This window comes from Peptoniphilus genitalis, assembly GCF_023614525.1.
Lineage (GTDB): Bacteria > Bacillota > Clostridia > Tissierellales > Peptoniphilaceae > Peptoniphilus_A > Peptoniphilus_A genitalis.
Genome location: NZ_CP097885.1, coordinates 1,137,224 through 1,149,007, shown reverse-complemented (window position 1 = coordinate 1,149,007; position 11,784 = coordinate 1,137,224). Strand labels below are relative to the sequence as shown.

Here is an 11,784-nt window from a genome sequence, read left to right as displayed (position 1 = left end):
TTTATTATGAGTAATTGTTATTAATTATAATACTAGCTTATAAAAAAATTTTATCTTTAATTTTCAATCAATTCCATACTTTTCTCTCAATTTTTTGATTAAAATCCTCATTAGTCCAGCTATAGTTGAAGAATTTAAATACGCTTGTCCAAAATGGTGCGTAGCATAGATACCTATATCTTCTCCTAAAATTTCTTTAACTTCCTTGTCAGTTATAAATTCATTAAATATGGCAATGTCATCTTTAAACTTACTTTTATATATTCTCTCATATTCTTCTAAACCTCGGTTTATCCAAAATGTATTATAGTATGGTTTCTTATATGCTTTTAACCAATCCCACATAATTTCAGGGTCATAAACATTAGGATTTTCTAAATGACACCTTTTACAAAGTAGGACATAATTCCGTGGAATATCTTCACCACCCAAGGATCTTGGAATTATATGACATCTCTCTAGCCTCCTTTTTGATCCACATCTCCAACATCTTTCTAATGCTTCCGATGCATCAACACTTAAGTTGCTTTCATCAATTCTAGAAAACCAATAATCACAGATTTCTTCTTTCGTTGTTTTAATTTCTTTAGTCATCTTTTCTCCCAATTATTTACATGTTACTTTACATTTACAATCATATTACAGATTAATCTTCTAGAAATATTTTCGTACTTAAGTCTTTTTTCCACTTCATATGATAATTTTATATGATAAATTTTATTTTAAGCCCTATATCTAGCATTAATCAATATTTGTTTAGCTTATAATGTCTAAACTAAATTCCTAGCTAAAACAATATCACTTTCATCTTGGTATATTGGTATGCAATTAATATCTAGTAATTCATTTATTAAGTATATTCTATCTGATTTGTTAAGATCTAAAATCAAAGCCTTGGACATAAAAAGCAATGTCCCTGTACCTATTATTTGTAATTTCTCTATTGTTTTTGCTAAAAAGTATTTAATCATTTGTGTTTTCTCAAAAAAATCTTTCGGCTCATCTATTAGATTGAAATCATCTATTATAGCAACGGATCCTATTCCTCCAACTTCATTACAGTAAATGTTATAAGCACTTGCCACATATTCTAAATCACCAGAAATACTATCGGCTAATAATAACATATCTTCAATATTATAAATATTAAAGATATAAAAGCATATACTAGCTATAAACTTTTTAACTTCTGCCTCGTCTTGCCATAAATATTCGAAAAAATCTATTCTTCCCAGCATAATATCATCATATTCACAATCAGACTTTAAAAAAATTTCAAAATCAATTATCTCATACTTTTGAGAAAATTGATTGGATTGATATGTCATCTAAACCTCCATATTCTGGTAAAATCAATACTTTAATGTACTCAGCAATAATATCTTGATTAAGAATTTCTCCTTTAATAGCAATATGACTTAAATCGTCTATATATTCAGATTCTTTTTCAAACTCTATTTCTTTCTGTAAATCAAACTTGTTTAACAAGTTTATTTTTTCTACATTTATTGAGTTCTCTTTATAAAGATATGAAACAAATTTTGGTTCTACAAAAGCTGTAACAAACAAATGAGGAAAGTAAATATTATTCTTTACTTCTATAATATATTCAAATAAAATTTTATTATTATCGCTAATAATGCTAATATATTCTGTAAATTGATTAAGAATACTAGCTGTATTCCTAATATAATTCCATATATATTCTGATAAAGATAAACAATCTTCAACTGAAGGTGGAGAATGATTTTCATGTTCTATAAGATTTCTAAGATTAAGATACTTATTTAATGTCAGTGTTTTTATAATTTCAAAATATTCTAAATCTCCTAAAAAATCTTTAGTTTTCTTTTTAGAGCTGTATTTTATATTATCAATTCCTAAATTTTTTCTTAACTCCATAGAAGTTACATTAAAGGCTCTTTTAAGAGATAAGAATCCCTGGTTTAGCTTTTCTTTATTATCATTACAATTTAATATAGTATTATTTGCTTCATTCCATATTTCATAAGCACTATTTAGCCCATAAATTTTACCAACATTCATAACCCTATCAATAATACAATCTTCAATAATCTTTGAATCTATCCATACATTTTCTAAAAAATTGCCTTCCATATTCACTCCCTATTAAATAAAAATTTTTGTAGTTGGTTAATCTATCCTAGAAATTAAAGTTATACATTCTGCGTGGGAGGTTTTTGGGAACTGGTCTACTATTTCTAGTTCTTCTATTTCATAGCTTCTTTCTTTAAAGACTCCAAGGTCTCGGACTAGGGTTACGGGGTTGCAGGATATATACAAGAATTTTTCTGGGTCGAAGTCTATTATCTTGTCTATGGCTTTTGGATTTATTCCTTCTCTTGGTGGGTCGAGGACTATTAGGTCTGGATTTTTGTCTAGGTCGTCTAATACTTTTAAGACGTCTGATGCTATGAACTCTACGTTGTCGATTCCGTTTAACTTTGCATTTTCTCTTGCAGCTTCTACTGCTTCTTCTACTATCTCTACTCCTATAACTTTTTTTGCTGACTCTGCCAAGACTTGAGTAATTGTTCCTGTTCCTGAATATAAGTCAAAGACCAACTTGTCTTTTGCGTCGATTTTTTCTCTCGCCATCTTGTAGAGGACTTCTGCTGATTTTGTGTTTGTTTGGAAGAAGGAGAAGGGACTTATTTTAAATCTTAATCCAAGGACTTCTTCTTCGATGTGGTCCTTGCCGTAAATTAATTTTATTTCTTCTGGCACTATGGCATCTGATAGTGCATCATTCTTCACGTGATAGATTGAAACTATTTGGCCTTTGAGGTCTAGGTCAAGTAAAAATTTTATAAAGGCTTCTTCATCAAGCTGGCTTTGACTTGATGTTGAAAGTAAAATCATTATCTCTCCCGTCTTTGTTGCCTTTCTTATTAGGAGGTGACGGAGGAATCCTTCGTGTCTCTTCCTGTTGTATTGAACTTCGCCAAGGTCTTCAAAATAAGTTCTCACTTCTTCTCTTATTGTGTTAAAGTCCTCGTCAACAATCTTGCAGTCTGTGGTGTTTATGATTTCATGAAATCTATTCTTCACGTGAAGTCCCAAGGACAAGGGTCCACCCTTGTACTCGTCGCCAAAGGTGTATTCCATTTTGTTCCTATAGTTCTTGTGGACTGGCGAAGGAATAATTTCCATTTCTCTTTCGATTCCATTTTCTTTAAATAAGTTTTCTATTAATTCTTTTTTGTATTTAAGTTCCTCTTCATAGCTTAGGGTTTGGTAGCTACATCCGCCACACTTTTCAGAGTGAGGGCACTGACTTTCTATTTCTATGTCAGATCTTTCTATTATATTAAGAAGCTTAGCCTTCTTTGACTTCTTGCCTCTTACTTTTATCTCAACTCTTTGTCCAACTATGCCACCCTTAAAGTGGTATTCTCTATCTTCAAAGCTTCCTCTTGATAGGTTAGGAAATCTTGATTTATCTATTTTAACTATGATACTCATTTCTTCACTCCTTTAGAGAAATTATATCAAATTAAATATATTGCCTCAATTTAATAGCTTAAGAAATATTAGCTACAATTTTTAATTTTTTTATAGTCTTTAATTTATATTTTTCTTTTATTTGGTATAATACATTTGACAAGACTTTGTTGGTGGGGAGTCCCACGAAAATTTTTTGGAGGTATTATATGAAAAAATCATGGTTGGTATTGCTACTTGCAATGCTAATGACTCTTACTGCTTGTGGCGGTAACAAGAAAGAGGCAAAAGCTGATGGCGAAGGTAATGTTATTGAAGATTTAAAAATTCAATTTGTTCCTTCAAGAGAACCAGACGAAATTGTAACTAAGACTGAACCACTTAAGGAAATCTTAAAGGCTAAGCTTGCTGAAAAAGGTTACGATGTTAAGAACATTGACATCACAGTTGGTACAAACTATGAATCAACTGGTGAAGCTCTAAGCGCTGGCTCAGTTGATATTGGATTTATCCCTGGTGGAACTTATGCTATCTACGATGATGGTGCTGAAGTTCTTCTTACTGCAACAAGAAAGGGCCTTTCTATTGATGCTGAAGATCCAAAGGAATGGAACGACAAGAAGCCTACAGAAAAGGCTGAAGACCAAGTTGACTTCTACAGATCACTTATTATCGCTGGTCCATCTGCAAAGGGTCAAGAACTTGCTGCAAAGGTAAATAATGGAGAAAAATTAACTTGGGAAGACCTTGCAAGTGCTAAATGGTCTGTAATGGGATCATCTTCATCTGCTGGTTACATCTACCCATACCTATGGCTACAAAAGAATTATGAAAAGGGTCTAACTGATCTTCCTTCAGTTGTTCAAGCTGACTCTTACCCATCTTCTATGGCAAGACTTGCTTCTGGTCAAGTTGATATTATGGTAGGTTTCTCTGATGTGAGAATTGACAACGCTGAAAAATGGCAAAAGGAATTTGGCAAGACTAAGTCTATCTGGGACGAAACAAATGTAATCGGTGTAACTGATAAAATTTACAACGACACAATTTCAGTTTCTAAGAACTCTGAAATTATGACAGATGACTTCAAAAAAGCTCTTCAAGAATCTTTCATTGAAATCGGTGAAAGCGAAGAAGGTAAGGACATCATTGCTATCTACAGCCACGAAGGTTACAAGCCTGCTGATGACAAGAACTATGATGGTGAAAGAGAAGCACAAAAATTATTAAGAGAACTTAAAAATTAAGAAAGGGCTTCATTAGAAGCTCTTTTTTATGAGGAGAATTATGATTGAATTTAAGAATGTAGATAAAGTTTATCCTGGTGGATTTAAGGCCCTAAAAGATATCAACTTGACTATTAAGGACGGCGAGTTCGTTGCCATAATAGGAAGGTCTGGTGCTGGTAAGTCTACCCTTATTAGAACTATAAATAAGATGCACGACATTAATGCGGGGACTCTTACTGTTGATGGAGTTGACGTAAAATCTCTAAAGGGAAAGGACCTTCGCAAGTTTAGGAGAAATATTGGTATGATCTTCCAATCCTTTAACCTTGTGGAGAGAATTTCTGTTATTAAAAACGTAATGTCTTCCTTTGTTCCTGATTTAAATCCCATCCAGTCACTTCTTGGAATTTATCCAAAGGAATGTAAGCTAAAGGCTCTTGAAGCTCTTGAACAAGTTGATATCCTTGACAAGGCCTTTGAAAGGGCTGACAACCTATCTGGTGGTCAACAACAAAGGGTTGCCCTTGCTAGGACTCTTGTGCAAAACCCAAGCATTATCCTTGCTGACGAACCTGTTGCAAGTCTTGACCCAGTAACTGCAAGACAGGTTATGGATTATTTTAAAAAGATTAACGAAAATCTTGGAATTACTATCCTATTAAATATCCACCACGTTGAGCTTGCCCTTGAATATGCCACAACAGTTCTTGGCGTTCGCGATGGCGAAGTAATCTATTATGGCCCAGCCAAGGATGTGGACGACAAAGTTTTAAAATCTATTTATGGAGATTCCTTTGAAGAAATAAAAATGGAGGAAGTATGAGCCTCTACTACAAAATCTTTAAACCAAAAAAACATACCTTAAAGTCTGGTAAGGAAGTCTATGAGAAGCCAACTTTGACAATACCTGTACTTATTCTCTTGCTCCTATTTACCATCCTTTCTGTAAGGGTTACAAATTTTTCACTGGCAAGCCTTGTGAAAAATATTCACAAGCTCTTTGCCATTTTATCTCCTATGTTTAAGCCAAATACATCCTACTTCCCTTCAATAGTGGGACCACTTTTTGACACAATAAAGATGTCCTTCTTGGGATCCTTCTTGGGTGCAGTTTTGGCTATGCCCTTTGCCTTCTTGGCATCGAACAACATGGTAAATAACAAGGTCATAAACTGGATTGTTAAATTACTTTTCTCAATCCTACGTACCATTCCAACACTTGTGTCTGCACTTATAGCAACTTATATTTTTGGACTTGGTGCCTTTGCTGGTACAGTTGCCATTTTTTTATTTTCCTTCTCCTATGTTGGAAAGCTAACTTATGAGCAAATCGAAACAGTTAACATGGGAGCCTTTGAGGCAATGATCTCCATGGGCTTCACTAGGACTATGGCATTTTTCAAATCTATTGTGCCAGAGATCCTTCCCTTTTATTTATCAACTGCCCTTTATAACTTTGAAGGTAACGTGAGATACGCTGCCATCCTTGGTTATGTTGGTGCCGGTGGACTGGGACTTCTTATTAACGAAAACATTAACTGGAGAGACTACAACCGTGTGGGCATGATACTCTTGATGCTACTTATAACAGTATTTGTCATCGAAAATATCAGCTCCTACTTTAGAAGAAAGTTGAATTAATATGTCAGAAAAAGTAATAGAAAAACTAAAATCAGAACCGAAAAATCATGGCTACATCTTGATGATTGTAGCAGTGGTTTTATTTATGATAATCTGGTCATCTTCTGTAATTAATTTTGATTCTGCTACAAAAGATGGGATGGAAGTAGCCAAAAATATTATTAAGGGAATCTTTAACCCAAATAGGGATATGCTCTTTAACCTAACTACAAAGGGTGTTCCTTACCTACTACTTGAAACTATTTGTATAGCCTTCTTGGGTACTCTTGTGGGAGCAATAATTGCTATGCCACTTAGCTTTTTGGCATCATCAAATATTGTCCCAGCTCCAGTGGCTTACCTAGTTAGAATGTTCATTATCCTAATTAGGACAATTCCAGCTATTGTTTACGGCCTAATGTTTATTAGGGTAACTGGACCTGGCCCCTTTGCAGGACTTATGACCATGTCCTTTACATCTATTGGTATGCTTACAAAATTATTTTCAGATAACATAATGAACCTTAACAAGGCAATACTAGAGTCCTTCTCATCAATTGGAGCCACAACCTTCCAAAAGATTCGCTTTGGTATAATTCCACAACTTTTTGCCAACTTTGCATCAACAACAATTTATCGTTTTGACATAAATTTAAGGGATGCTTCAGTCCTTGGACTTGTTGGAGCAGGTGGTATTGGTTCACCACTTATGTTCGCTATTAACTCTTACAAGTGGCGTGAAGTTGGGGCTATCCTCTTGGGTCTAATTGTTCTAGTTTTATTTATTGAATACTTCTCAACAAAAATAAGAGCAAGACTAGTAGGTGAAAAATGATTTTAAAAATAATTCACACATCAGACTTGCATGGATATTTTTTCCCAACAGACTATCTTGATAGAAAAGAAAAAAACACAGGTTACCTGTCCCTATTAAATAATATAGCAAAAGATGATCACACAATCTTAACTGACGGAGGAGACATCCTTCAAGGGTCCTCCTTCGCCTATTATGTGAAAGAAAATTTAAGCTCAGAAATAATTGCAGATATAATGCAAAATGTTGACTACTACACACTGGGTAACCACGACTTCAACTATGGCTACGACTACCTAAAGACTTATGTGGAGAATATGAAGGGCAAGTTAGTTTGTGCCAACGTCATAGACAAAACTGGAAAAATTAATTTTGAACCCTACGCCATAAAAGAAATTGATGGCCACAAGATTGGGCTTGCTGGTGTGGTTACAGATTGGGTCAACCTCTGGGAGAGAAAAGAAAATCTTGTGAACTTCGAAGTCACAGATACCTTTGAAGGAGCAAAGAGGGCCCTTGATGGACTTAAAAAAGAAAATACAGATTTTAATATTTTAATCTATCACGGTGGCTACGAAATCGACTTAGAGAGTGGCAAGAAACTTTCTGAAACCACAGAAAATATTGGGGGAAGGCTTGCAAAGGAATTGGACTTCAACCTAATCTTGGCAGGCCACCAACACATGGAGATTGCTGCTTACATCGGCAAGACCCTTGCTATCGAAACTCCAGCCAATGGATCCAAGGCAGCCCTTGTTGAAGTTAATCTTGCAACAAAAGAAATGCAGGCTTCCTTCATAGAACCAAAGCTTGGAGACAACGCCCTAATAGAAAAATATAAAGACGTTGAAGAAAAAGTCCAAGACTATCTCGATGTGCCAATAGCAAGGCTCAGTCGCGACTACTTGCCAGAGGACAGGATAAAAATGGCTCTTAAGGGTTCAGACCTCGCAGACCTAATAAATAAGATTCAGTTGGACTACACGGGAGCAGATATTTCTATCACTTCCTTTGCCAATGTCATCTCAGGTCTAAAGAAGAACTTAACAACAAGAGACGTCCTAAACACTTACAGGTTCCCCAACACAACAGTAGTACTTGAAATTGACGGCAAGACTCTTAGAGCTGCCCTAGAACAAAACTTTTCCTACATCGAGTATGACGGGACCTATAAAATTTCAAAGAAGTTTTTGGAGCCAAAGGAAGAACATTACAACTTTGACTACTTCTACGGAATAGACTTTGAAAAGGACCTTACAAAAAAAGTTGGCGAGAGAATTGACAAAATTTTATTCAAGGGCAAGGAAGTTAAAGACAAAGACACTTTCTCCCTTGTCATGAACAACTACAGGGCAACAGGAGCCGGCGGCTTTGATATGTATAAGAACCTTAGAGTAATAAAAAATTACGACAAGGAAACCTCAGAGATCCTCTTAGATTATTTTAGAAACTTATAGAATAAATTTGAAAATTTAATAAATGCAAAAATAAGAGACTTCGGTCTCTTTTTTTTGACTTTAAATTGTAGTTTAAGATTTACAATTCATAAAAGAAATTTATTTTAATATAAATTAACTTCCAAATAAATTTGGGCAAAAAAATAAGACAGTCGCCTGCCTTATTCATAAAGATCTCTGCCTCCAAATTTAATCTTGCTATTATTTAGAGCCTTCTTTTGTGGATAGTTGTAATTAGAAATCATCGACCTAAAAAGCGTAGCAGCTTCTGACCTCCTAATTGATCTTGCGGGATAAAAGTTACCATCAGAATAACCTCTTAGAATCCCTGCATCCACAAGGGCGCCTACATAGCCCCTTGCCGAAGGGCTTATCCTTGCCCTATCGCCAAACTCATTTGTTGAAGCTTCCCTCGGTGATAGCGAATAAACATACCCAAGAATTTCTGCAACCTCTTCTCGTGTAATTTCCCTATTTGGATTTAGCCTACCAGTTGTTGGTGTAATGTAACCTGCCTTTATTCCCTTAGCTACATCATTGTAAAACCAATCAGATGTACTTACATCAGAAAAAGTCACAGTATAAGTCTTATCATAACCCACTAGAGAATTTACAGTGGCATAAAACTCTGCTCTTGACATGTTTTCATTAGGTTTAAAAGTCCCATCTTGGTAACCAGACATAATCTTCTTGTCAGTTATAAAGTCGACTGAAGCTTCTGCCCAATGACCTCTTGTGTCTCTAAAAGTTCTTGCAGATACAGTGCTTGTCAAAATCAATGCTGAGGAGATAATGATCAATGAAGTCTTTTTAAAAATCTTCATCTTTATCACCTTCACTCTTATTATATATCAAAGTCCTCTATATAACAGGTTTTCTATTTTAAGTTTCTGTTACAAAGGATTTTTTGGTGTAACACTCTTGCAACATTAGTTCATTTATTATCATAATATAATATTATGTTTTTTTCTTTTGGATTTTAACTTGTTAGATATGGCAAACATGTGGAGAATCCTGACTTTTTAATTTCTTACACTTTAGTAAAATCCTAGGGCTTAGTAAATGTTTATGGCCTTGTAATTTCCTATGACTTAATAATTTTCTATGACTTTGTAAACTTTTATAGCCCCGTAAGTGTTTATGACTTTACAAAAAATTGAAGTTGATTTATCTTTCACTAACTTATCTTAATTTAAAATAAAAAAGAAGAGTCCTTTAAACTCTTCTCAAAAAAATTATTAATTTAAAATCCATTAAAATTTCTCCCCCTTTATAAAGCTACAAAATTTAACTTCTTTATTAAAATTATGCAAATAAAAAGAGAACAGATTATGTATTCAATAACTGTTCTCTAAGGGAAGAAAAAAGATGATGAAGTTTTCACTTCATGTATATTGTACTTTAGTTAATAATTTTTGTCAACATTTTTATGAAAATATTTTCAAAGATTTTAACTTTTCTATATCGGCTTATTTTCAATCTTATACAAGTTTTTAGTCCTATCTATTAAGAATATTATGAATATATTTTCACAGACTTCCCTGCACTCTTTTTTATGGTAGAATTATAAGAGAGGTGATATTTTGTTAAAAGATATAATTTTAAAAAGAAGAAGCGTTAGAAAATATAAAGACAAAGAAGTTGACAGAGAAAAGTTAGAAGAACTTTTAATGTATGCTTCCATGGGACCAAGCAACGGCAACTCCCATCCAGTAGAATTCATAGTAGTTGATGACAAGGAAAAGATCGAAGAACTTTCCAACATGGACTCCTTCGCAACTCTTTACCTTAAAGAAGCTCCAGTAATTGTAATTGTCATTGCCAACACAGATATTTGCAAAACTTGGGTCGAAGAAGCTTCACTTACAGCAGCCTACTTACAACTTCTACTTGAAGACGAAGGCCTTTCATCATCTTGGATTAACGTAAGAGAAGGAAACACTGCTGGCAAAATTTCTTATGAAGAATACTTCCAAGAAAACTTTGGCGTGAAAAAACCTTACAGGGCTCAATGCCTAATTCCAATTGGCTACAAAAAATCAGGAACAAAGGACCACGAAGAATTTGACGTATCCTCAAAAGTCCACTACAACAAATTTTAATTTATGAAAAATCCGATTAAGTCGGATTTTTTTATTTTCAGAATTTTTGCAATAAAAAAGATCCACCCTTGAGTGAATCTTTATTCTTAATTCTTATTTAAATAAGCTGACAATAAAGTCTATTAATTTTTCCAAAAAGCTCTTCGTGTTTTCAACGGCTTTTTCTCCTTCTGGAGAGTTCAAAAATTTTGCAGCCTTGTCCTTGTACTTAACGGCAGTATCTGCCACTCTGTCCCAGTCAACATTGGCATTTTTCATGTTGTTAAAGAGTCCAACAAGCTTGTCCTCTTGTGACTTTGTAAGGTTTATATCACCACTTTTAGCAACACTTTCGATGATAAGTCTGACTTCTTTCTCGTCTTTTGGCATATTCTTTGCCATGGCGTCCTTGATTTCATAAATTATGTCGTTAGTCTTTTGGTCGCCAAGCTCTTCAGATAATTTTGTTTGAACAACAAGTTCTTCGTTTGCAACCTTCTTTAGGTTTTCCGGGAGTTCCTTGCCTGTGTTCGCTTCATAGGCCTTTAGGATTCCAGTCAAGGCTGCTGTACCGCTAACCTTTCCTGGCGCAGTTACATAAATATCAGCATCTTCAATCCCTACAGTGTTAAGGGCATTGATAAAGGCATCTTCCTTTACAACTCTTATGTTGTCTGATAATTCAATAGTTAAACCACTGCCAGCTTTTTCATATCTCACAATTGCAGAGGAGATTGCCTTGTTGCCAATTTCCTTTGATGACAAAACATCGCCAAGATACTTGTATTCTTCTGCATTAGTAACTTCGATGATCTTTGCATCTTCGTTTGCCTTCATCTCACGAAGCATTTCACTTTTTTGACTTTCCTTTAAGTCGGCACCAAGTGTTACGATCTCGTCCCCTTCTTTTGCGAAAACAAAGCCAGGTAGAAGGGCAAGAGAAAGTGATGCCACTAAAATTTTATTTCTTATCTTCATAACATCCTCCATTTTTTATTATGATACCATTTATATATGAATAATACTTAAAAAGTATGTGAAATTTATCCACCACTTATTAAGAATTTCTTAAAGTCTTGTAGGCTTATAAAATTTTAAAGCTCTTGTCTTATAAGTTT

12 protein-coding genes are annotated in these 11,784 nt (G+C 34.3%); 6 read left to right on the top strand and 6 right to left on the bottom strand.

The genetic code is table 11. The annotated features are described in order from the left end of the window. Positions 1-63 precede the first annotated feature (63 nt). The 4 genes from M9426_RS05395 to rlmD form a co-directional block, all read right to left on the bottom strand. The gene (locus M9426_RS05395; protein ID WP_250341560.1) at positions 64-594 is read right to left on the bottom strand and encodes an HNH endonuclease; all 531 of its coding nucleotides are present in this window, start codon (positions 592-594) and stop codon (positions 64-66) included. A gap of 176 nt (positions 595-770) precedes the next feature. Continuing rightward, positions 771-1,328, bottom strand: coding sequence for a hypothetical protein (locus tag M9426_RS05390; protein ID WP_250341559.1), 558 nt, complete (start codon positions 1,326-1,328; stop codon positions 771-773). Then, positions 1,291-2,118, bottom strand: a complete 828-nt coding sequence (locus M9426_RS05385) for a hypothetical protein (protein ID WP_250341558.1) — start codon at positions 2,116-2,118, stop codon at positions 1,291-1,293. Before M9426_RS05385 ends, M9426_RS05390 begins: the two co-directional genes overlap by 38 nt. 36 nt (positions 2,119-2,154) lie before the next feature. After that, positions 2,155-3,486, bottom strand: a complete 1,332-nt coding sequence (gene rlmD / locus M9426_RS05380) for a 23S rRNA (uracil(1939)-C(5))-methyltransferase RlmD (protein ID WP_250341557.1) — start codon at positions 3,484-3,486, stop codon at positions 2,155-2,157. Between the two features lie 188 nt (positions 3,487-3,674). Between rlmD and M9426_RS05375 the strand changes: the two genes are divergently transcribed. From M9426_RS05375 to M9426_RS05355, 5 genes are read left to right on the top strand one after another with little or no spacing between them, the layout of a single operon-like run. Next, complete coding sequence (locus M9426_RS05375; protein WP_250341556.1) at positions 3,675-4,712, top strand: phosphate/phosphite/phosphonate ABC transporter substrate-binding protein; 1,038 nt, start codon at positions 3,675-3,677, stop codon at positions 4,710-4,712. A 40-nt stretch (positions 4,713-4,752) separates the two neighbouring features. Continuing rightward, positions 4,753-5,517 carry a phosphonate ABC transporter ATP-binding protein gene (gene phnC / locus M9426_RS05370; RefSeq protein WP_005955554.1) on the top strand — a complete coding sequence of 255 codons (765 nt, stop codon included), beginning with the start codon at positions 4,753-4,755 and terminating at the stop codon, positions 5,515-5,517. After that, entirely contained in the window at positions 5,514-6,335 is an 822-nt protein-coding gene (gene phnE / locus M9426_RS05365; protein WP_005955513.1) for a phosphonate ABC transporter, permease protein PhnE, read from the top strand. The genes phnC and phnE (M9426_RS05365) overlap by 4 nt, the downstream gene beginning before the upstream one ends. A gap of 1 nt (position 6,336) precedes the next feature. Next, positions 6,337-7,149 carry a phosphonate ABC transporter, permease protein PhnE gene (gene phnE, locus M9426_RS05360; RefSeq protein WP_005955447.1) on the top strand — a complete coding sequence of 271 codons (813 nt, stop codon included), beginning with the start codon at positions 6,337-6,339 and terminating at the stop codon, positions 7,147-7,149. After that, positions 7,146-8,585, top strand: a complete 1,440-nt coding sequence (locus tag M9426_RS05355) for a bifunctional metallophosphatase/5'-nucleotidase (protein WP_250341555.1) — start codon at positions 7,146-7,148, stop codon at positions 8,583-8,585. Before phnE (M9426_RS05360) ends, M9426_RS05355 begins: the two co-directional genes overlap by 4 nt. Before the next feature lie 161 nt (positions 8,586-8,746). On the opposite strand, the gene M9426_RS05350 is transcribed toward M9426_RS05355, so the two are convergent. Further along, positions 8,747-9,409, bottom strand: coding sequence for an S-layer homology domain-containing protein (locus tag M9426_RS05350; RefSeq protein ID WP_005955532.1), 663 nt, complete (start codon positions 9,407-9,409; stop codon positions 8,747-8,749). A gap of 759 nt (positions 9,410-10,168) precedes the next feature. Here M9426_RS05350 and M9426_RS05345 point away from each other — a divergent pair. Continuing rightward, positions 10,169-10,687, top strand: coding sequence for a nitroreductase family protein (locus tag M9426_RS05345; protein ID WP_250341554.1), 519 nt, complete (start codon positions 10,169-10,171; stop codon positions 10,685-10,687). Between the two features lie 93 nt (positions 10,688-10,780). Here M9426_RS05345 and M9426_RS05340 read toward each other — a convergent pair whose 3' ends face one another. After that, complete coding sequence (locus M9426_RS05340) at positions 10,781-11,644, bottom strand: DUF1002 domain-containing protein (RefSeq protein ID WP_250341553.1); 864 nt, start codon at positions 11,642-11,644, stop codon at positions 10,781-10,783. Between the last annotated feature and the right edge of the window lie 140 nt (positions 11,645-11,784).

Bases quoted from the DNA above. Each gene is read 5' to 3' on its own strand.
- M9426_RS05375 (WP_250341556.1), top strand. From the start codon at position 3,675: ATGAAAAAATCATGGTTGGTATTGCTACTTGCAATGCTAATGACTCTT.
- phnC (WP_005955554.1), top strand. From the start codon at position 4,753: ATGATTGAATTTAAGAATGTAGATAAAGTTTATCCTGGTGGATTTAAG.
- M9426_RS05340 (WP_250341553.1), bottom strand. From the start codon at position 11,644: ATGAAGATAAGAAATAAAATTTTAGTGGCATCACTTTCTCTTGCCCTT.
- M9426_RS05390 (WP_250341559.1), bottom strand. From the start codon at position 1,328: ATGACATATCAATCCAATCAATTTTCTCAAAAGTATGAGATAATTGAT.
- rlmD (WP_250341557.1), bottom strand. From the start codon at position 3,486: ATGAGTATCATAGTTAAAATAGATAAATCAAGATTTCCTAACCTATCA.
- M9426_RS05385 (WP_250341558.1), bottom strand. From the start codon at position 2,118: ATGGAAGGCAATTTTTTAGAAAATGTATGGATAGATTCAAAGATTATT.
- M9426_RS05355 (WP_250341555.1), top strand. From the start codon at position 7,146: ATGATTTTAAAAATAATTCACACATCAGACTTGCATGGATATTTTTTC.
- M9426_RS05350 (WP_005955532.1), bottom strand. From the start codon at position 9,409: ATGAAGATTTTTAAAAAGACTTCATTGATCATTATCTCCTCAGCATTG.
- M9426_RS05395 (WP_250341560.1), bottom strand. From the start codon at position 594: ATGACTAAAGAAATTAAAACAACGAAAGAAGAAATCTGTGATTATTGG.
- phnE (WP_005955447.1), top strand. From the start codon at position 6,337: ATGTCAGAAAAAGTAATAGAAAAACTAAAATCAGAACCGAAAAATCAT.
- phnE (WP_005955513.1), top strand. From the start codon at position 5,514: ATGAGCCTCTACTACAAAATCTTTAAACCAAAAAAACATACCTTAAAG.